Below are 19829 nucleotides of genomic sequence, written 5' to 3'. Positions count from 1 at the left end.
ACCGCCTGCCGCCTTGTCCCTGTCACAGGACTTTGGTCCTATGGGCCCGGCCAAACCTGGCCGTAATTCGTGACAAATTTCATTTAAATGTAAGTTTATAAACCGGAGAGCCTTGTTTTTATTGGATTTTCTCCGTGTTCATGGGAGCACTACCCAATTCAGGGGATTGTCCTTAAATATCTCCATTTGTATCTTTCGTCAGCTTTTGATGCATGCCGGGACAGCAACGGCAAGGGATCGCGCGCCGCCGAGACGGCGAAGAGCATCGAAAACTTCAACGTGTTTTCCTGTCAATTCAACCTTTTCTGAGAGCGAAAAATGTCGAACAGCCTGCAAAACTGGGTGGGGCGCAACCGCCCGCCGCGCGTCCAGATCACCTATGACGTCGAGATCGGCGACGCCACCGAGAAGAAAGAGCTGCCCCTGGTCGTGGGCCTGCTGGCCGACCTGTCGGGCCAGCCCGCACAGGCGCTGCCCAAGCTCAAGGAACGCCGTTTCATCGAAGTCGACCGTGACAACTTCGACGAAGTGCTCGGCAACATCGCCCCGCGCCTGGACCTGTCGGTGCCCGACACCATGAAGGGCGAAGGCAACCTGAAGATCGAACTGAACTTCGCGGAATTCGGCGACTTCCACCCTGAAGCCATCGTGGGCAAGGTGCCCCGCCTGGCCAAGCTGCTCGAAGCCCGCCAGCAACTGCGCGACCTGCTCGCCAAGCTCGACGGCAACGACGAACTCGACGACCTGCTCGAGCGCGTGGTGCAGAACAGCGCCGACCTGAAGACCGTCCAGACCCAGGCCAAGGCCGAAGCGGGCAGCGCACCGGCACCTGCCGCCGCCGAGCCCGCAGCCGCCGCGCATGCCGCTGCGCAACCCGAATCGTCCCCCGAAGCCGAAGCGCCGGCTGCGTGATCAACCACGCCGGACGCAGCCCGCATGGCGCGACCCGGCAATTCCTGAATGGTGACAAATATGGCCAATAAATCCAAAGCCGCCGAAGCCGGCAGCGCAGCAACCACGGTCACGACCAGTGACATGGGCCTGCTCGACAAGATCGTCTACGAGGGCAACATGACGACCGAGCCGTCGCAGGGCGCCTATGCGAAGAAGCTGATCGGTCAGCTGGCTTCGCAGATCCTCGACGAAGGCATGAAGACCAGCCCCGACAAGGGCGTGGTCACGCTGATCAACGAGCGCGTCGCCGAAATCGACCGCCTGCTGACCGAGCAGCTCAACGCGATCCTGCACGCCCCCGAGTTCCAGGCCCTCGAAGGCTCCTGGCGCGGCCTGCACGACATGGTGTTCGGCACCGAGACCGGCTCCAACCTCAAGCTGCGCCTGCTCAACGTGAGCAAGAAAGACCTGCTCAAGGACCTGGAAACCGCCGTCGACCACGACACCAGCGTGCTCTTCAAGAAGATCTACGAAGAGGAATACGGCACCTACGGCGGCCACCCCTACTCGCTGCTGATCGGCGACTACTACTTCGGCCGCCACCCGCAGGACATCGCCCTGCTGGAGCGCATCTCGCGCGTGGCCGCTGCCGCGCACGCGCCCTTCATCGCCGCCGCCGCACCCGCGCTGTTCGACTTCAAGTCGTTCACCGAGCTGGGCATTCCGCGCGACCTGTCCAAGACCTTCGAGAGCGCCGAGCTCGCCTCGTGGCGCGCCTTCCGCGAATCGGAAGACTCGCGCTACGTGTCGCTGGTGCTGCCGAGCTACGCGGCTCGCCTGCCGTACGGCGCCAAGACGATTCCCGTGGAAAACTTCAACTACGAAGAAGACGTGGACGGCACCGACCACGGCAAGTACCTGTGGGCCAACGCGGCTTACCAGCTTGGGCTGCGCATCACGCAGGCGCACGCCATGTACGGCTGGACCACAGCGATCCGCGGCGTCGAAGGCGGCGGCAAGGTCGACGGCCTGGTGGCCCACGCCTACAAGACGGACGAAGGCGACATCGCCCTGAAGCCGCCGACCGAAGTGACCATCACCGACCGCCGCGAAAAGGAACTGAGCGACCTGGGCTTCATCGCCATCGTCAATTCCAAGGGTTCGAACACCGCGGCCTTCTTCGGCGGACAGACCGTGAACAAGCCCAAGGTGTACGACAAGGACTCGGCCAACGCCAACGCGGCCGTCTCCGCGCGCCTGCCCTACATCCTGGCGGCCTCGCGTTTCGCGCATTACCTGAAGGTGATCGTGCGCGACAAGATCGGCAGCTTCCAGACGCAGGCCGACATGCAGAAGCACCTGAACAACTGGGTGGCGAACTACGTGCTGGTGAGCCCCTCGGCGCCGCAGGCCATGAAGGCCAAGTACCCGCTGAGCCAGGCGCGCGTGGACGTGACCGAAGTGCCGGGCAAGCCGGGCTCGTACCGCGCCATCGCCTTCCTGAAGCCGCACTTCCAGCTCGAGGAGCTGTCGGCGTCGATCCGCCTGGTTGCCGACCTGCCGGCCGCCGCCGCCTGATCGCGCCGCGCGAGCGCCTTTTCTCTTTTTCGTTTTACGTCGACATACCGACCGAAAGAAATCTCACATGCCTATTTATCTCAAGATCCCGGGCGTCACCGGCCAAACCCAGATCGAAGGTCACAAGGACGAACTGGAAGTCCAGAGCTTCCAGTTCGGCGCCGGCCTGGCCGTGACCGCGGGCACCTCCAACCAGGAGCGCACCTCGGGCAAGCCCAGCTTCTCCGAAATCACCGTGACGCGCACCAGCGACTCGGCCACGCCCCAGCTGCTGCAAAAGCTCGCCGGCGGCGAAGTGCTGGCGGGCGACACCGTCATCACCTTCCCGCGTGAAGACAAGAGCGGCCTGCTGCCCCTGATGGTCGTGACCCTGACCGACGTGATCCTGAGCGGCATCTCGGTGTCCAGCGGCGGCGACGTGCCGCAGGAAAGCGTGTCGCTGAACTACGCGGTCATCAAGGTCGACTACACCAAGCAGAAGGAAGAAGGCGGCCAGGAAGGCATTGCGCCGTTCGGCTGGGACCTGTCGAAGAACATCGCGGCCGCCTGAGGGCCCGACGCTCACGCCCGGCGCCCACCGTGTCCGAACTCGTCAAAGGGAGCGTGGCTCCCCTGTTCGACCGGCTGGCGTCGGCGCCGCACGGGCACGCCCGTGACGCCCATCTCGAGACCATGGCGTCCCTGCAGGACTCCATCGGTCGCGAGCTGCGCCAACTTTTCAATACGCGCTCGCCGCTCTCGGCGGGCGACTATGCCCAAGGCAACGGCACCGTGCTGGAGTACGGCATTCCCGATTTTTCTTCTTTCAGCGCGCAGAACGCCGCCGACCTCCAGCAGCTCGCGGGCGTGCTGCGCCTGGCCGTGCAGCGCTACGAGCCGCGCCTGTCGGACGTGAGCGTGCAGGTCAGCGCCACGCCGCACCGCCACGAGGTGGCCCTGGTTCGCATCGGCGCCCAGGCGCGCGCCGGCCTGGCGCTGCGCCGCGTGGACTTCGAGATGCTGCTCGGCGCCCCGGACAGCCTGATGAAAGTCGCCTGACGTGTCCGACATCCAGCACAGCGAGCTGCTGCAGTACTACAAGCGCGAACTGTCCTACCTGCGCGGACAGGGGGCCGACTTCGCCCAGCGCTACCCCAAGGTCGCCTCGGGGCTCTCCCTGCACGGCGGCGAATCGCTCGACCCGCACACCGAACGGCTGATCGAGTCGGTGGCATTTCTTTCAGCGCGCGTGCACCGCGACCTCGACCAGGAATTTCCGGACGTCGCCAGCGCGCTGCTCGACAACCTGTGCCCGTCGCTGGTGCAGCCGCTGCCCTCGATGTCGGTGGCGCAGTTCGAACTCGACCCGACGCAGGGCAAGGTCACGGCGGGCTTTCGCGTACCGCGCCACACCATGCTGAACGCGCGCGCTGCCCGCGAACCGTCCGCGCAGGCGCAAGGCGCGCCCTCGCAGGAGTGCCGTTTTCGCACCGCCTGGGACACCGTGCTGTGGCCGCTGCGCATCGCGCACGCCGCCATCGACGCCGACGCCGTGCTGCGCCTCACGCTCGAATGCACGGCGGACGCCGACTTTTCGGAGCTGGACATCGACAGCCTGCGCATCCACCTGCAAGGCGACTGGATGACCACCATGCCGCTGTACGACGCGCTGGTGTCGGGCATGAAGTCGCTCGGCGTGGTTCCCGAAGGCGACATGCTGCAGATGCTGCCGGCCGACGCCTGGCGCGAGGTCGGCTTCGCCGAGGGCGAAGAAGTGCTGCCGCAGCCCGCCAACGCGCAGCCGGCCTACGGCCTGCTGCAGGAGTACTTCGCGTTTCCGCGCAAGTTTCATTTCTTCGACCTGCAGCACCTGCGTTCGCGCCTGGGGCGCGGGCGCCGCTGCGAGCTGGTGTTTCAGCTCGACCGGTTCGCGCGCGCGCTGCGCCACTTGGACGCCGACAACTTCCAGCTCGGCTGCACGCCCATCGTCAACCTGTTCCCGCGCGTGAGCGAGCCGCTGGTGATGGACCAGCGCCACTACGAATACCTGCTGGTGCCCGACCGGCAGCGCGACGCCTCCACCGAGGTGCATTCCATCGTGTCGGTGGTCGCGTCCGACCCCGATGCCGACAAGCCGGTCGATGTGCCGGGCTTCGCCGCACTGGGCCATGTGGACGGCCACGCGAGCGGCCATGGCGGTGGCCCTGCCGACGGCGCGCAAGGCCCGGTGTTCTGGGCCGCGCGGCGCGAGCCCTGCCTGCGCCACAACATTCCCGGCACCGACGTCTTCCTGTCCTTCGTCGACCAGCGCAAGACGCACAGCCGGCCCGCGCAGCCCGTGGTCTACGCGCACCTGCTGTGCACCAACCGGCGCCTGGCCGAGCAGGTGCCCGTGGGCGCGCGTCTGCTCGCCGAAGGCCCGCCGCAGCCCACGCGCGTGCGCTGCCTGTACGAGCCCACCGCGCCGCGCGACCCGCCGCTGGGCAGCGAGACGCTGTGGCGGCTGGTGTCGCTGCTCACGCTCAATCACCAGTCGCTGGTGGACGGCTCCACCGGGCGCGAGCAGCTGCGCGAGATGCTGCTGCTGTTCGCCTCCGACAGCCGGCGCGACCATGCGCAGATCCGCGGCCTGGCCGGGCTCTCGGCGCGCGGCGTCACCGCCCACGTGGGCACCGAAGCCTGGCGCGGCTACTGCCGCGGCACCCAGGTCACGCTCGAGTTCGACGACGACGCCTTCGTCGGCGGCTCGCCCCTGCTGATGTCGGCCGTGCTCGCGCGCTTCTTCGCGATGTACACCTCGATGAACTCCTTCGTTCGCCTGGTGGTGCGCAGCGGCGAAGAAGTGCGCAAGCAGTGGCCGCCGATGACCGGCCGCCAGGTCGTGCTGTGATCGAACGGCTCACCGCCCGGCCGCAGGACTTCAACCTGTTCCAGGCCATCAGCCTGCTCGAGCGCGCCGCGCCCGACGCCGTGCCCGTGGGCCGCGCCCAGGGCCCGCGCGAGCGCGAGGCGGTGCGCGTGCGCGCCTTCGTGTCGCTGGCCTTCGAGGCCAGCGACGTGCGCGAGGTCGGCACCCACGCCCCCACCGGCGAGCCCTTCACGCTCAGCACGCCCACGCTCTCGCTGGGCGGCAGCGGCGGCCCGCTGCCGATGCCGTTCACCGAAATGCTGCTGGAGCGCCGGCAGCGGCGCGACCTGGCGACCGAGGACTTCCTGGACATCTTCAACCACCGCTTCCTGGCGTTCCTGTACCGCAGCCGGCGCAAGCACCATGTGGCGCTCAACCCGCTCTCGCCCTCGCGCTCCACGCTGGCCTCCACGCTGGACGCGGCCAGCACGCTGGGGCTGCGCGCCGGCGAGCGCGCGCCCGACGGCTCGGCCCTGTGGCTGCGCCACGCGGGCCTGCTGGGCGGCGCGCCGCGCGGCATGACCGGCCTGCTGGCGCTGCTTCGCGAGCGCCTGGGCGTGCAGGTGCAGGGCACGCAGTTGCGCGGCGGCTGGCTCGCGCTGGAGCCCGACGCCCCGGCGCGGCTGGACCGGCGCACCCCGCTGGGCGGCGGCGCGGTGCTCGGCCAGCGCGTGTGGGACCAGGGCGCGGGCATCCGGCTCGTGTTCAGCGAGCTGAGCCCGCAGCGCCTGAGCGGCCTGCTGCCCGGCGGCGCCGACCATGGCCTTGCCAGTTGGCTGGTGCGCCGCTTCGTCGCGCAAGACCTGCAGGTCGAGACCGAACTGCGCCTGGCGCCCACCGCGCGGCGCAGCAGCGTGCTGGGCGCGGGCAACCCGATGCGCCTGGGTTGGACCTCGTGGATCGCCGGCCCCGCATTCCGGGGCGCACTGCCCCCCATCCGACACACCCTGGCCAACGACGCCGCCACCGGCACCGGCACCGGCGCGCACCGCGCCTGACCCGAACACCTCCCCTTATGGACATCGACATCCGCACCCTGCTCGGCCGGCTCAACCCGGAATGCAAGCGCGCCATGGAACAGGCCGCCGAACTGTGCGTGCAACAGACGCACTACAACGTCGACCTGGAGCACCTGCTGCTCAAGCTGGTCGACAACGAGGCGCCCGACCTGCGCCTGGTGTTCGGCCGCTTCGGCCTGCGCCCCGACACCGTGCAGGCGCAGCTGCAGAAGTCGCTGGACACCTTCAAGCGCGGCAACGGCCGCACGCCGAGCCTGGCGCCCGACTTCGCGCCGCTGTTCCAGGAGGCCTGGCTCATGAGCTCGATGCTGCTGGGCCAGCAGCACATCCGCTCGGGCACGCTGATGCTGGCGCTGCTCGAAGTCGACCGCCTGCGCGGGCGCCTGGTGGACGCCGCACCCGCCCTGCTGCAGGTGCCGCGCGGCACCCTGCGCGACGAGCTCGCCAACCTGCTGCAGTCTTCGCCGGAAGACGCGGCCGCCTCGGCCCTGGCCGCCGCGCCGCCGGCGTCCGGTTCGGCCCCTGCCGCGACGCCGCAGCGCCCGGGCGCTGTGCCACCCTCCACATCCGCTCCCGGCACCTACACCGACACCGGTACCGGTGCGCCATCGCTGCAGATGCCCACCGCGCGCCGCGGCAGCTCGGCCACCCCTTCGCTCGACCAGTACACGGTGGACATGACGCAGCTTGCGCGCGACGGCGCGATCGACCCCATTCGCGGGCGCGACGGGGAAATCCGCCAGATCATCGACGTGCTGCTGCGCCGCCGCCAGAACAACCCCATCCTCACCGGCGAGGCCGGTGTGGGCAAGACGGCCGTGGTCGAAGGCTTCGCGCAACGCGTGGTGCAGGGCGACGTGCCGCCCGCGCTGCGCCAGGTGTCGGTGCGTTCGCTCGACCTGGCGCTGCTGCAGGCGGGCGCGGGCGTGAAGGGCGAGTTCGAGAACCGCCTCAAGTCGGTCATTGCCGAAGTCAAGGCCTCGCCCACGCCGGTGATCCTGTTCATCGACGAGGCCCACCAGCTCATCGGCGCGGGCGGCGCCGAAGGCCAGGGCGACGCGGCCAACCTGCTCAAGCCCGCGCTGGCGCGCGGCGAACTGCGCACCATCGCCGCCACCACCTGGGCCGAGTACAAGAAATACGTGGAGCGCGACCCGGCGCTGGCGCGGCGCTTCCAGGTGGTGAAGGTCGAGGAGCCGAGCGAAGAAGTCGCCATCGACATGCTGCGCGGCATGGTCGAGACGCTGGAGCAGCACCACGGCGTGGAGATCGTGGACGACGCCGTGCGCGAGGCCGTCAAGCTCTCGCACCGCTACATCACCGGGCGCCAGCTGCCCGACAAGGCCATCAGCGTGCTGGACACCGCCTGCGCGCGCGTGGCCATCGGGCAGAACGGCATGCCGGCCGAGCTCGAGTCGGCGGTGCGCGACATTGCCGCGGCCGAGAGCGAGCTGCGCGTGCTGCGCCACGCGGCCGCCACCGGCGCCGACGCGCAGGAGTCCACAGACGCCATGGCCGTGCTGAACACCAGGCTCGGCACGCTGCGCCAGACCCACAAGCGCCTGTCCGACAAGGTTGCGGAAGAGCGGCACGCGGTGATGGAAATCGTGGCGCTGCGCCGCAAGATCGCCGACAGCATGCGCGACGACGCGCCGCCGCCCGACGAGGAAAACGACCCCACGCTGCTCACCGCCGCGTTGCGCCGGCTCGAAAAGGGCCTGGAGGCGCTGCAGAGCGACGAGCCCATGGTGCCGGTGTGCGTGGACGGCGTGATGGTGGCGCAGGTCATCTCCGGCTGGACCGGCATTCCGGTCGGCAAGATGATGACCGACGAGCTGCACACGGTGCTCAACCTGAAGGAAAAGCTCGCCGAGCGCGTGGTCGGGCAGGACGACGCGCTGGACGCCATTGCGCGGCGCGTGCGCACCTTTCGCGCCGACCTGGACGACCCCGGCAAGCCCGTGGGCGTGTTCATGCTGGTGGGCCCCAGCGGCGTGGGCAAGACCGAGACCGCCTTCGCGCTGGCCGACCTGCTGTACGGCGGGGAGCGCAACGTCATCACGGTGAACATGTCGGAGTTCCAGGAGGCGCACACCGTCTCCAGCCTGAAGGGCGCGCCGCCCGGCTACGTGGGCTACGGGCGCGGCGGCGTGCTGACCGAGGCCGTGCGCCGCCGGCCCTACAGCGTGGTGCTGCTCGACGAGATGGAAAAGGCCCACCCCGACGTGCTGGAGCTGTTCTTCCAGGTGTTCGACAAGGGCACCATGGAAGACGGCGAAGGCGTGCAGATCGACTTCAAGAACACGCTGATCCTGCTCACGTCCAACGCCGCGCAGGACGTGATCACGCAGGCGTCGCAGGGCGGGCGCAGGCCCGACCCCGAGGAACTGGTGGAGCGGCTGCGCCCCGAGCTGCTCAAGCAGTTCAGCCCCGCCTTCCTGGGCCGGCTGGCGCTGGTGCCCTACCACCACCTGGGCGACGGGCAAATCCGCACCATCGTGAACCTCAAGCTCGGCAAGCTGGCGCGGCGCTTCGCGCTGAACCACCACGCCACCTTCACCTGGGACGCCCAGGTGGAAGACGCCATCACCGCGCGCTGCACCGAGGTGGACAGCGGCGCGCGCAACATCGACCACATCCTGGCGCATGCGGTGCTGCCCGAGCTGTCGCGCCAGGTGCTGGAGCGCATGTCGATGGCCGCCGCGTTCCATGCGGTGCACATGGGCATGGACGGCGACGGCAGCTTCGTCTTCGGCTTCGAACCGGCCGCGTTGAGCCGATGACCATGCGCGAGGGCTTCACCCAGCACGGCGCGTTCCTCACGGTGAGCACCGTGCTCGCGCCGGACGAACTGCTGCTCGACGCCTTCCAGGCCACCGAGGGGTTGTCGCGCCTGTTCGCCTGCACGCTCACCATGCGCGGGCACTCGAACGAGCTGGACGCCGACGCGCTGATCGGCAGCACGGCCACCGTCGCGCTGCAGCGCCCGGGCAAGGAGGCGCGCTACTTCAACGGCATCGTTTCGCGCTTCAGCTACATGGGCGGCAACCGCCACTTCGCCACCTACACGCTCGACCTGGTCCCGCGCATGTGGCTGCTCACGCTGGGCCGCGACCGCGTGATCTACCAGAACCTGAGCGTGCCGGAGATCGTGCAGAAGGTGCTCGGCGAATACGACGTGGCGTGCCGCGCGGTGCTGGAAGGCGCCTACCCGTCGCTGGACTACTGCGTGCGCTACGACGAGACGGCATTCGACTTCGTCTCGCGGCTCATGGAAGACGTCGGCATCTTCTACTTCTTCACCTTCGGCGACGGCACGCACACGCTGGTGCTGGCCGACAACAACTCGGCGTACGCGCCCTGCGAGCATGCGCCGGCGCTGACGGTGCTCAACGGCGACGACGACCCGGCGCACACCCACGCGGTGACGCGCTTCGCGTCGGACGCCCGGCTGGTGACCAAATCGCATGCGCTGGACGACTACGACTTCCTCACGCCCGACACCAGCCAGCTGCTGCAGCACGACGGCGCCAGCGGACGCGGCCTGGACTACGAATTTCCGTCGCGCGTGGCGCTGTCGGCCACGCAGGCGCGCGCGCGCCTGCGTTCGGACGCGCACCAGGCGGGCAGCCGGTCGGGGCGCGGGGACAGCCATTGCCACTACCTGTCGGCGGGCACCACCTTCGCGCTGCAGGAACATCCGCGCGAGACGCTCAACGTGCAGCACGTGGTGCACAGCGTGCGGCACCACGCCGAGCAGGAGCACTACAGCAACAGCTTCGAGACGCTGCTCCCGGCAACGGCCTTTCGCCCGCCGCGCATCGCGCCGCGCCCCACGGTGGCCGGCAGCCACACGGCGGTGGTCGTCGGGCCCGCGGGCGAAGAGGTCTGGACCGACGCGCACGGCCGCGTCAAGGTGCAGTTTCCATGGGACCGCGAGGGCAAGCGCGACGACCGGAGTTCCTGCTGGGTGCGGGTGTCGCAGATGTGGGCCGGCGAAGGCTGGGGCGCGCTCTTCTTGCCGCGCATCGGCCACGAGGTGATCGTGAGCTACGTCGACGGCGACCCCGACCGGCCGCTGGTGTCGGGCCGCGTCTACAACGGGACGCACGCCACGCCGCTGCCGCTGCCGGCGAACTCGTCGCGCAGCACCCTGCGCTCGCATTCGCTGCGCGGCGCCGCGGGCAACGAGCTGGCCTTCGAGGACAAGCTGGACGCCGAGGAGCTCTACCTGCATGCGCAGAAAGACATGCGCGTGGAAATCGAAAACGACCTGTCGACCACGGTGATGGCCGGCAACGAGACCCACACCGTGAGCAAGGGCGACCGCACCGTGTCGGTCGCCACGGGCAAGGAAACCCACTCGGTGAAGGGCACGCGCGCGCTGGAGGTCACGGGCAACGAGACGCACGTCAACAAGGCCGACTTCACGCAGACCGTCACCGGCAACTACGAGCTCAAGGTCACGGGCAACCTGGTGATCGACGTGACCGGCACGCTGCTCATCAAGTCGGCCCAGACGCTGGATCTGAAGGCCGGCACCGACCTGGGGGCCAAGGCCGGCGTCAACCTCAAGGCCGAGGCCGGGGTGGCACTGTCGGCCAAGGGCGGCGCCACGCTCACCAACGAGGCGCCCTCGATCAGCAGCAAGGCCTCGGGCATGAACGCCGTCGAAGGCGGCGGCATGGTCACGATCAAGGGCGGGTTGGTGAAGATCAATTGAGCGCCATGGCACTTCCCTCTTTTCCCGCTCTTCCCTCCGTGGCCGCCCTGCCGGCCCTTGCGGCGGCCGACCTCGCCGCCGTGCCCCGGGCCGTGGTGCGCGAAGCCCTGGACGGCGACGGCCGCACGGCGGTGCGCGCGTCGTTCCTGGGCGACCTGGCGCACGGGCCGATGCAGGTGTTCTCGGCCGCCGGCACGCCCGCCATGGAGGCCCATTACCAGGCCGGCCTGCCGCACGGCGCCATGCGCCTGTTCGATGAGCGCGGCCAGCTGCTGCAGGAAACGCAGCGCCTGGGCGGCCTGGCCGAGGGCGTCACGCGCGGCTACTACCCCAGCGGCAAGCTCATGCAGACGCAGCAGCATGTGCACGGCACGCTGCACGGCGAAGCCGTGACCTATGCCGAGTCGGGCGACGTCACGGCGCGGCTGCGCTACGCGGCCGGTCGCCTCGAAGGCGAGGCCAGCTACTTTCACGAGGCACGCCTGGTGCGGCGCGAGCACTACCGCGCCGGACTGCTCGAAGGCGAGGTGCGCGACCACCTGCCCGGCGGCGGCGTGGCGCAGTCGTCCACCTTCGTGGCCAACGTGCTGCACGGGCCGCTGCGGCGCTTCTGGCCCAACGGCCAGCTGATGGAAGAAATTTCCTACCGCAACGGCAAGCCGTACGGCACGCCGCGCCGCTTCGACGATGCGGGCCACGAGCTCGTGCAGGCCGCCGCAAACCCGGGCTTCATGAAGAGCCTGGAAAAACTCGTGCGGGGGGCCTGAGTCATGGGCATGAACGTGTGCATGGGCGCCTCGCTGCAATGCAGCTTCGGCGCCGCGCCTTCCAGCCTCGTGGTGCTGCCCGCCAACGCCGTGCTCACCAGCGGCGTGCCGGCGGCCACCATCATGGACAACAAGCCGCTGGCCAACATCATGCCCTTCGGCACCTGCAACAGCATGTCGAACCCGATGGTGGCCGCCGCCACCGCCGCCGCGCTCGGCGCCTTCACACCCATGCCCTGCATCCCCGTGACCGCCGCGCCCTGGGCGCCCGGCTCGCCCACGGTGCTGCTGGGCAACATGCCCGCGCTGCAGAACAGCTCCAAGCTCGCCTGCAACTGGGGAGGCGTGATCCAGGTGGTCGTGCCGGGGCAGTTCACTTCGATGGTTCCCTGACCCCCGGTCGCTCCCATACCCATGTCGCAATACGTTTTCACGATGAGTTCTCGCATGGTCGCCATCACGGTGACCTGCGTGGTGCTGCTGTGCGCCCTCCTGTTCCTGATGGGCATCGAGATCGGCAAGCTCCTGGCGCCCACGCCCGCCGTCATGGCGCCGGCGCCGGTGCAGCCCGGCTCGCCTGCGTCGCCCCCCCTTGCGCCCGCGCCGACCGCCGCGTCGGCTCCCTCTGCCCCTACCCCATGAAAAAACTGACTCCACGCATGTCGAACTCCACCCGACACCTCGCGGGCATGCGCAGCGCGCTGCGGCGCCTGGCCCTGCCCTCCCTGCTGGCGCTGGCCGGCCTGTGCACCGCCCCGACGGCCGGCGCGGCGGGCGAACGGCCCATGGCGCAAGGCCTGCTTGCCACGCCCGCTGCAACCGCCACCGCAACCGCACAGGTGGTGGCGCTCGCCGCGCCGGCAGCCGCAGCCGCGGCCGTGGGTGCGCCGGCCGAGGCACCCGCCACCCCATCCGCTCCCGTCGCCCCCGTCATGGCCAACGGCCTCGTGCGCGTGCCCGACGGCCGCCTGCTCGCGCCCGACATCGCCCGCATCGTGATGCGCGGCGAGTTGGTGGTGGCCATGCTGAAGGTCGACACGCCGCCGTTCTTCTTCTTCGACGACAAGGGCCAGTGGACCGGCCTCGAAGTGGGCCTGGCCCAGTCGCTCGCCAAGGAGCTGGGCGTGAAGCTGCGCTTCAACCGCGAGGCCGGCACCTTCAACGCGGTGGTCGACCTGCTGGCCAACGGCCAGGCCGACCTGGCCATCAGCAAGCTGTCGCGCACGCTGGCGCGCTCGCAGACCATCGCCTTCAGCGACGCCTACCTCACGCTGAACCACTCGCTGATATTGAACCGCGTGAAGTTCGCGCAGCTCTCGCACGGGCGCCCGCTGCCCGAGGTGATCCGCAACTTCAACGGCAGCATCGGCGTGATCGCCAAGTCGTCCTTCGCGGACTACGCACGCACCAACTTCCCGCACGCCAAGGTGCAGGAGTTCGCGACCTGGAACGAGGTGCTGGTGGCCCTGCACAAGGGCGAGGTGGTGAGCGCCTACCGCGACGAGTTCGAGGTCAAGCGCGTGCTCAAGGCCGACCCCACCGTGTCGCTGGTGCTGCGCACCGTGACGCTGAAGGACCTGGAAGACACGCTGGGCATCGGCGTGGCCGTGACCGACACCACGCTGCTGGCCTACGTCAACCAGTTCCTCGCCCAGCGCACCGAGAAGCTGGACATCCAGAAGGTGCTGCAGGCACTCGATCGCTGAGCGTCACCGCACACACACCCATCATGAATTCCTCCAAGTTCTACGCCTTCGTCCTCAACCCCTGGGTCGTCATCATCAGCCTGGGCGCGGGCGTGGCCTTCGGCATGCTCGTGCCCTCGCTGGCGACCAGCCTGGGCTTCGTGGGCGACATCTACGTCGACCTGCTGAAGATGATCACGCTGCCCTTCATGGTGTCGGCCGTGATCTTCAGCCTGCAGCGCCTGTTTCGCGACGGCGGCACCGCCAGCCTGCTGGGCCGCGTGGCGCTGGTGTTTCTCGCGTTCTCGGCGTTCGTGGCCATTGCCGGCGCGGCCACGCTGCTGATTCTTCGCCCCGGCGAGAACCTGCCCAGCAGCACCATGCAGACCTTCGGCCAGATCGTGGGCGGCGACCTGAGCGCGAGCGACACGGCCATGAACCTGCGCGGCGTCGACGAGGTCAAGAAGAGCGCCAGCTTCTCCGACCTGCTGGTGAGCCTGGTGCCGGCCAACATCTTCTCGGCGCTGGCCAACGGCGACACGCTGAAGACGCTGGTGTTCGCGCTGCTGTTCGGGCTGGCGGTGGGGCATGTGCCCACGCGCATCTCCGACGGGCTCACGCAGGCGCTCGAAACGGTCTACCACGCCTGCCAGACGCTGATGCACTGGCTGAGCTATCCGTTGCCGGTGGTGCTGTTCTGCATGAGCGCGGCGCAGCTCGGCAAGACCGGCATCGAGCCGCTGCGCGCGATGGGCGCCTTCGTGATGGCATTCCTGGTGGTGTCGGTGCTGCTGCTGGCGGTGGCGTGCGTGATCATCTGGAAGCGCTCCAACGGCACGCTGGGGCAGACGCTCAACGCCCTGCGCGGCCCCTTCGCCCTGGCGCTGGCCACGCGCAGCAGCGCCACCTGCATGCCGATCATGATCGAGAGCCTGGTGGCGCGGCTGGGCTTCGCGCGCTCGCGGGTGGAGCTGCTGGTGCCGCTGACGGTGTCGCTGCTGCGCATCGGGCCGGTCGTGTACTACGTGTGCGCCACGCTGTTCATCGCGCAGATCTACGGGCGCTCGCTCTCGCCGGTGGAAATCGGCATCGTGCTCACCTCGTCGGTGCTCGCGGGCTTCGCCTCGGCGGGCATGACGGGGCTGGTGACGGTGTCGCTGATCGGCATGACCTGCACCTACCTGGGCCTGCCCTTCGAGGCGGCGTTCATCCTGTTCCTGGCGGTGGACCCGGTGTGCGACATGCTGCGCACGCTGGTGCTGGTCATCGGCAACACCGCGGCGGTGGCGGTGGTCTGCCCGCGGCCCCTGAAGATCTAGGGAGCACACACGCATGTCACGCATCGGTGTCCTCGGCGGCATGGGCCCATCGGCGACGGTGGACTTCATGGAGAAGATCATCCAGCTCACGCCCGCCACGCGCGACCAGGACCACCTTCCGGTGATCGTGGCGAACCTGCCCCACGTGCCGGACCGCTCCAGCGCCATCCTCGGCACGGGGCCCGACCCGCTGGCCGCGCTGCTCGCGGGCATCGGCGTGCTCAACGACATCGGGGTGGGCGTGATCGCCATTCCCTGCAACTCGTCGCACCACTGGTATGCGCAGATGGCCGCGCACAGCCGCTCGCCGGTGATCCACATCGCGCAGTCGTGCGTGGCGGCCATCGCCGCAGGGCCGCACGACCGGGCGGCCCGCGTGGCGGTGCTGGCCACGCGCGGCGCGCTGGCCTCGGGCTTCTACCAGCAGGCGCTGCGCGAGCGCGGCATCGACTTCCTGGTGCCCGACGCCGCCACCGGCCAGGAGCATGTGGACGCCTGCATCCGCGCCGTGAAGGGCGGCGACGTGCCGGGCGGCGCGGCCGCGTTCGAGCGCGCGCTGCAGGCGCTGGCCGCTACCGGCGCCACGGCGGTGATCATGGGCTGCACCGAGCTGCCGATCGCGGCCAAGGCCGCGCAGGCCGCATGCACCGGCAAGCTCACGGCCCTGGCGCTGATCGACAGCTCGCTGGAGCTCGCCCGCGCCACGGTGGGGTTCGCGCTCGGCAAGGGGTGGAACAAGTCGGCATGGGTTTCCTGACGCGCATGTCCCACAGCCTGCTCGCCCTGCTGCTGTGCATGGCGGCGGGCGCCGTGGCGGGCGTGTATGCGCCGGCGGTGGGCGACGTGGCCTACGTGGCGGCGCAGGTGTACCTGTCGGTGGTGAGCATGGCGGCCATTCCGCTGCTGGTGGTGGCCACCTTCTTCGGCCTGCGCCAGACCATGGGGCTGCCGTTTCCGGGGCGCCGCATCCTGATGATCGCGGGCTTCGCGCTGCTGCTGGTGGTGGCCTGCGCGGCCACCGGGCTGGCACTGGGCTGGGTGAACGCGCCGGGCGCGCACCTGGACGCCGAGTCGCGCGCGCACCTGGGCGAGCTGGTGCAGAAGGCCGGCGACGGCGGCGACACCGAGATGCGGCTGCACGACAGCAGCACGCAGGCCACGGCCATCGAGAGCCCGCGCGCCACGCTGCTGCCCGACAACTTCTTTCGCGTGCTGGCGGAGGGCCGCTCGCTGGGCATCCTGTCGTGCTCGCTGCTGTTCGGGCTGGCCTTCGCCGCGCTGGCGCGCACGCAGCACGCCGCGCTCAACCACATGTTCGAGGGCATCTACCGCACGCTCGAACTCATCATCGCGCGCGCCAACATCCTGCTGCCGGTGGTGGCCTTCGGCATGTCGGCGCATGTGCTGTCGCAGACCGACGCGGTGACGATTCGCGCCATGAGCGGCTTCCTGCTGCACTTCATGGCACTGGCCGCACTGCTGGGCGCGGGCGCCATCGCGGTGATCCACCGGCGCGGCAGCCTGCCGCTGGCCGACGTGCTGCAGCACCTGAAGACGCCCATGCTGGTGAGCCTGGTGTCGTCGAGCACCACCGCCAGCATTCCGCACACCATCGAGGCGATGAGCGCGCGCCTGGGCTTCAGCCGCGGCATCGTGGAGCTGGTGGTGCCCACCGCCTCGGTGTTCCTGCGCGCGGGCTCGGCGCTGTACTACGTGCTGCTGGCGCTGTTCGTGGCCAACCTGTACGACCGCACGCTCAGCGCGGCCGACATCGGCATGATCGGCACCGGCGCCACCATCGCGGCCTTCGCCTCGGCGGGCAACAACAGCCTGACCAGCGTGGGCTACGCGGGCATGGTGCTGTCGCTGCTGCAGCTGCCCATCGAGGCGGCGCTGGCGCTGTTCCTGGCCATCGACCTGATCTGCGAGGGGCCGCGCAACCTGCTGACGTTGCTGGCCAGCTGCGCGCTGATCGCCATCGTGTCGGCCGGCCTGCCGTCGGAGCGCGCCGCGCCCGAGGCGCACGCCGCGCCCGTGCAGCCGCTGCGCTTCGTGCTCACGCGCGGGCACATCGCGCTGCTGGCGGGCGGCAGCGTGCTGGCCTGCCTGCTGATCGTGCTGATGGGCATTGCCGTGGGCGCGCGGCAGGCGCAGCCCGCCGCCACCTATGCAGCCGCTGCAGCCTCTGCCTCCGCCGCATATTCCGCCCCCGGCGCGCCAACTTCTGGACTCTCGCGATGAACCGCACACCCACCTTTTTTCGATGGATGGCCGCCTTGGTGCTCGCCACCCAGCTGGCCGCCTGCGGCAGCCTGCTGCCCAAGGGCACGCGCGTGGACTGGAGCGAGCTCACGCTGTCGGCCGCGCCCGGCGCCAACCAGAACAGCCCGGTGGCGGTCGACGTGGTGATGGTGCTCGACGAAGCCATGATGGGCCGCCTGGCCGAGCTCACGGCCGCCAAGTGGTTCGGCGCGCGCGCCGACCTGCAGAAGACCTTTCCGCAAAGCCTGTCGTACCGCTCGTGGGAGCTGGTGCCGGGCCAGACGATTCGCGTGCTGCCCGAGGCCTTCGGCTCGCCGCGCGTGGCGGCCGTGCTGGTCTTTGCGAACTACACCTCGCCCGGCGCGCACCGCGTGCGGGTGGAAGACCTCAAGGGCGCCGTTGTCGCCCGTTTCGACATTCAAAGCTTCGACGTGTCCACGGTCCGCTGAACGCCCGCCGACAACCGCTGAACCCACGCCGAACCAACCGGACCCCGCCCAGTGAACCCCGACCTCTTTCTTCTTCGCGCGAAAGCCCGCCATGTCTGACGCGCACCGCGCCGCCCCCATCACCGAACGCGTCGAGTGGCATGAAGGCATGCTGCTGTCGCCGCAGCACTTTCAGCAGTTCTCCGCGCGCATGGACTCGCTCGTGGCCTGGCAGACGCTGGCCGCGGTGCCTTTCAGCTGGGGCGTGCGCCGACTGGTGTTCGACCAGGGCCTGCTGCCCGCCGGCCTGCTGCGCGTGCTGGTGCTGGAGGCCATCCTGCCGGACGGCACCGCCGTGCAGTACGCGGCTGCCGACCCCACGCACGGCGCGCTGGAACTGTCGCTCGCGCCGCATGCGCAGCAACTGGCCGACGCGCCGCTCGACATCTACCTCACGCTGCCGGTGAGCGGGCCGCCGCGCCACCGCGCCGCCACGGTGCGCTTTCGCTCGGTGGCCGCGGCGCCGGTGGAAGACGCCGTGTCGGACGCCGAGCCCGCGAACATTCCGCGCCTGCTGCCGCGCCTGGCGCTGGCCGCGGGCGCAGTACCGCCCGGCACGCATGTGCATTTGCGCCTGGGCCAGGTGTTCAAGGACAACGAGGTGGTCAAGCTCGGCGACGCGCAACCGCCGCTGCTCGAGGTGGCGCGCGACAACCCGCTGTGGACCCAGGCCGCCGGGCTGCTGGGCCAGTTGCGCGGCAAGGCGGCCTTCGTCGCCAAGCAGACGGCCGTGCCCTCCTCGCGCGTGGACGACCGCCTGGCGCACCTGGAGCTGAAGGATCGGCTGCGCAGCCTGCTGTCGGGCCTGCCGCATGCCGAGGCGGTGCTGCGCACGCCGCACCTGCACCCGCTGCCGATGTACTGGTCGCTGTGCGCGCTGCTGGCCTCGCTGAGCCTGTTGCGTCCGGGCGGCCTGCCGCCGGTGCCGATGGACTACGACCATGCGGACCCGTCGCGCGTGTTCCAGCCCCTGCTGCTGGCGCTGCACGACGCGGTGTCCGAGGTGAGCCAGGCCTACCGCGAGCACAAGTTCGAGTTCAGCCGCGGCGCCTTCGAGACCACGCTGCAGCCGCAGTGGCTGGCCGGCACGCGCATCGTGATCGGCCTGCGCGGACAGTCCGACAAGGACCTGATGGCGTGGATGGACAGCGCCATCGTGGGTTCGCAGTCGACCTACCCGTCGCTGCGCGAACGCCGCGTGCTGGGCGCGGTGCGCCGGCCCATCGACTCGGCCGACGAGCTGGGCCTTCGCCCCGGCTCGGGCTACCTGCTCTACGCCATCCAGACCCAGGCCGCGCTGACCGTGGCCGGCGAACGGCTCGTGATCGCCAACGCCAACGAAGGCGCCACCGCGCAGCCGCCGCAGGAGATCGTGCTCTTCGTCAAAGAGTGACGGCACGAACGACCCGAGGCAAGAAAAAAGATTTCCACCATGGCACGCAACCTTCCCGACCTTGCGGTCGACGACCACATCACCAAGCAGTTCCGGGCGTTCTACGACGAGATCGTGAAAGCCCGCGACCGCACGGCCGAATCGCGCGAGACCGATCCCGACGCGGTGGCGCAGGCGCTGGCGCGCCACCTCGAAAACCTGCTGGAGCTGCAGTCGCTCGAGTCGCGCCGCGAGAGCTCGCGCTTCGAGCTGGAGAACGTGGCCGACGCGCGCTACCTGAAGGCCGCGCTGGCCGACGAGGTGCTGCTGCACACGCCCTGGGTCGGGCGCGAGCGCTGGACGGCGCACCTGCTGGAGTCGTCGCTGTTTCGCACCAACATCGCGGGCGACCTGGTGTTCGGCCGCATCGAGGAGCTGCTGTCGGGCCGCGAGCCGTCGCGCCGCGACATCGCGCGGCTGTATCTCTTTGCGCTGGCACTGGGCTTCCAGGGCAAGTACCGCGGCAGCGGCGAGGAAGCGCGCCTGCTGGGCTACCGGGAGGAACTGTTCCAGTTCGTCTACCAGCGCCCGGCCGATTTTTCGGGCCGCGACCGCGTGGTGTCCGAGCGGGCGTATGCAAGCACGCTTTCGCACATCGCACCGCGCAAGCTGCCCACGCTGAGCCGCTGGACGGTGATGTTCCTGCTGAGCGCCGCCGCGCTGCTGGCGGTGTCGGAGCTGCTGTGGCTGTGGCAGTCGTGGCCGGTGCGCCAGGTGCTGCAGCCGGGCGCGGTCGATGCGCCGGGGAGCTACCCGCGATGAACCACGCCTGCCG

18 protein-coding genes are annotated in these 19829 nt (G+C 69.6%); all 18 read left to right on the top strand.

The window, feature by feature from the left end; genetic code table 11:
• Window positions 1–318: 318 nt before the first annotated feature.
• The 18 genes from tssB to ACSFA5_RS07620 all read left to right on the top strand — a co-directional run bounded on the left by tssB (window position 319) and on the right by ACSFA5_RS07620 (window position 19816).
• A complete protein-coding gene (gene tssB, locus ACSFA5_RS07705) occupies window positions 319–912 on the top strand; it encodes a type VI secretion system contractile sheath small subunit (RefSeq protein WP_435443437.1) in 594 nt (197 codons plus the stop codon).
• Between the two features lie 60 nt (window positions 913–972).
• Window positions 973–2472, top strand: a complete 1500-nt coding sequence (tssC, locus tag ACSFA5_RS07700; RefSeq protein WP_435443436.1) for a type VI secretion system contractile sheath large subunit — start codon at window positions 973–975, stop codon at window positions 2470–2472.
• A 67-nt stretch (window positions 2473–2539) separates the two neighbouring features.
• Window positions 2540–3022, top strand: a complete 483-nt coding sequence (locus ACSFA5_RS07695) for an Hcp family type VI secretion system effector (protein ID WP_435443435.1) — start codon at window positions 2540–2542, stop codon at window positions 3020–3022.
• 29 nt (window positions 3023–3051) lie between these two features.
• Complete coding sequence (gene tssE / locus ACSFA5_RS07690) at window positions 3052–3510, top strand: type VI secretion system baseplate subunit TssE (RefSeq protein ID WP_435443434.1); 459 nt, start codon at window positions 3052–3054, stop codon at window positions 3508–3510.
• A 10-nt stretch (window positions 3511–3520) separates the two neighbouring features.
• The gene (gene tssF / locus ACSFA5_RS07685) at window positions 3521–5341 is read left to right on the top strand and encodes a type VI secretion system baseplate subunit TssF (protein WP_435444076.1); all 1821 of its coding nucleotides are present in this window, start codon (window positions 3521–3523) and stop codon (window positions 5339–5341) included.
• A complete protein-coding gene (gene tssG, locus ACSFA5_RS07680; protein WP_435443433.1) occupies window positions 5338–6357 on the top strand; it encodes a type VI secretion system baseplate subunit TssG in 1020 nt (339 codons plus the stop codon). Before tssF ends, tssG begins: the two co-directional genes overlap by 4 nt.
• Window positions 6358–6374: 17 nt before the next feature.
• Window positions 6375–9161 (top strand): type VI secretion system ATPase TssH, encoded by a 2787-nt coding sequence (gene tssH / locus ACSFA5_RS07675; RefSeq protein ID WP_435443432.1) that lies wholly within the window; start codon window positions 6375–6377, stop codon window positions 9159–9161.
• Between the two features lie 2 nt (window positions 9162–9163).
• Window positions 9164–11101 carry a type VI secretion system Vgr family protein gene (locus ACSFA5_RS07670; RefSeq protein ID WP_435443431.1) on the top strand — a complete coding sequence of 646 codons (1938 nt, stop codon included), beginning with the start codon at window positions 9164–9166 and terminating at the stop codon, window positions 11099–11101.
• Between the two features lie 5 nt (window positions 11102–11106).
• Window positions 11107–11868 (top strand): toxin-antitoxin system YwqK family antitoxin, encoded by a 762-nt coding sequence (locus ACSFA5_RS07665; RefSeq protein ID WP_435443430.1) that lies wholly within the window; start codon window positions 11107–11109, stop codon window positions 11866–11868.
• Window positions 11869–11871: 3 nt separating this feature from the next.
• Window positions 11872–12261, top strand: coding sequence for a DUF4280 domain-containing protein (locus ACSFA5_RS07660; RefSeq protein ID WP_435443429.1), 390 nt, complete (start codon window positions 11872–11874; stop codon window positions 12259–12261).
• Between the two features lie 42 nt (window positions 12262–12303).
• Window positions 12304–12510, top strand: coding sequence for a hypothetical protein (locus tag ACSFA5_RS07655; RefSeq protein WP_435443428.1), 207 nt, complete (start codon window positions 12304–12306; stop codon window positions 12508–12510).
• 17 nt (window positions 12511–12527) lie between these two features.
• Window positions 12528–13574 (top strand): ABC transporter substrate-binding protein, encoded by a 1047-nt coding sequence (locus ACSFA5_RS07650; RefSeq protein ID WP_435443427.1) that lies wholly within the window; start codon window positions 12528–12530, stop codon window positions 13572–13574.
• Window positions 13575–13597: 23 nt separating this feature from the next.
• A complete protein-coding gene (locus ACSFA5_RS07645; protein WP_435443426.1) occupies window positions 13598–14872 on the top strand; it encodes a dicarboxylate/amino acid:cation symporter in 1275 nt (424 codons plus the stop codon).
• 13 nt (window positions 14873–14885) lie between these two features.
• Complete coding sequence (gene cuyB, locus ACSFA5_RS07640) at window positions 14886–15629, top strand: cysteate racemase (protein WP_435443425.1); 744 nt, start codon at window positions 14886–14888, stop codon at window positions 15627–15629.
• Window positions 15617–17113, top strand: a complete 1497-nt coding sequence (locus ACSFA5_RS07635) for a dicarboxylate/amino acid:cation symporter (RefSeq protein ID WP_435443424.1) — start codon at window positions 15617–15619, stop codon at window positions 17111–17113. The genes cuyB and ACSFA5_RS07635 overlap by 13 nt, the downstream gene beginning before the upstream one ends.
• Complete coding sequence (locus tag ACSFA5_RS07630) at window positions 17110–17583, top strand: hypothetical protein (protein WP_435443423.1); 474 nt, start codon at window positions 17110–17112, stop codon at window positions 17581–17583. Before ACSFA5_RS07635 ends, ACSFA5_RS07630 begins: the two co-directional genes overlap by 4 nt.
• 91 nt (window positions 17584–17674) lie before the next feature.
• Window positions 17675–19015, top strand: a complete 1341-nt coding sequence (gene tssK / locus ACSFA5_RS07625) for a type VI secretion system baseplate subunit TssK (protein WP_435443422.1) — start codon at window positions 17675–17677, stop codon at window positions 19013–19015.
• Window positions 19016–19054: 39 nt separating this feature from the next.
• Complete coding sequence (locus ACSFA5_RS07620; RefSeq protein WP_435443421.1) at window positions 19055–19816, top strand: DotU family type IV/VI secretion system protein; 762 nt, start codon at window positions 19055–19057, stop codon at window positions 19814–19816.
• Window positions 19817–19829: the final 13 nt, after the last annotated feature.

This window comes from Variovorax monticola (genome assembly GCF_051216855.1).
Lineage (GTDB): Bacteria > Pseudomonadota > Gammaproteobacteria > Burkholderiales > Burkholderiaceae_C > Variovorax.
This window is presented reverse-complemented; position numbering and strand designations above follow the sequence as displayed.

Coding starts and splice junctions, on each gene's coding strand:
- ACSFA5_RS07650 (WP_435443427.1), top strand. CDS start 12,528: ATGTCGAACTCCACCCGACACCTCGCGGGCATGCGCAGCGCGCTGCGG.
- tssB (WP_435443437.1), top strand. CDS start 319: ATGTCGAACAGCCTGCAAAACTGGGTGGGGCGCAACCGCCCGCCGCGC.
- ACSFA5_RS07695 (WP_435443435.1), top strand. CDS start 2,540: ATGCCTATTTATCTCAAGATCCCGGGCGTCACCGGCCAAACCCAGATC.
- ACSFA5_RS07660 (WP_435443429.1), top strand. CDS start 11,872: ATGGGCATGAACGTGTGCATGGGCGCCTCGCTGCAATGCAGCTTCGGC.
- ACSFA5_RS07635 (WP_435443424.1), top strand. CDS start 15,617: ATGGGTTTCCTGACGCGCATGTCCCACAGCCTGCTCGCCCTGCTGCTG.
- ACSFA5_RS07620 (WP_435443421.1), top strand. CDS start 19,055: ATGGCACGCAACCTTCCCGACCTTGCGGTCGACGACCACATCACCAAG.
- ACSFA5_RS07630 (WP_435443423.1), top strand. CDS start 17,110: ATGAACCGCACACCCACCTTTTTTCGATGGATGGCCGCCTTGGTGCTC.
- ACSFA5_RS07670 (WP_435443431.1), top strand. CDS start 9,164: ATGCGCGAGGGCTTCACCCAGCACGGCGCGTTCCTCACGGTGAGCACC.
- tssH (WP_435443432.1), top strand. CDS start 6,375: ATGGACATCGACATCCGCACCCTGCTCGGCCGGCTCAACCCGGAATGC.
- tssC (WP_435443436.1), top strand. CDS start 973: ATGGCCAATAAATCCAAAGCCGCCGAAGCCGGCAGCGCAGCAACCACG.
- cuyB (WP_435443425.1), top strand. CDS start 14,886: ATGTCACGCATCGGTGTCCTCGGCGGCATGGGCCCATCGGCGACGGTG.
- ACSFA5_RS07655 (WP_435443428.1), top strand. CDS start 12,304: ATGAGTTCTCGCATGGTCGCCATCACGGTGACCTGCGTGGTGCTGCTG.
- ACSFA5_RS07645 (WP_435443426.1), top strand. CDS start 13,598: ATGAATTCCTCCAAGTTCTACGCCTTCGTCCTCAACCCCTGGGTCGTC.
- tssK (WP_435443422.1), top strand. CDS start 17,675: ATGTCTGACGCGCACCGCGCCGCCCCCATCACCGAACGCGTCGAGTGG.
- ACSFA5_RS07665 (WP_435443430.1), top strand. CDS start 11,107: ATGGCACTTCCCTCTTTTCCCGCTCTTCCCTCCGTGGCCGCCCTGCCG.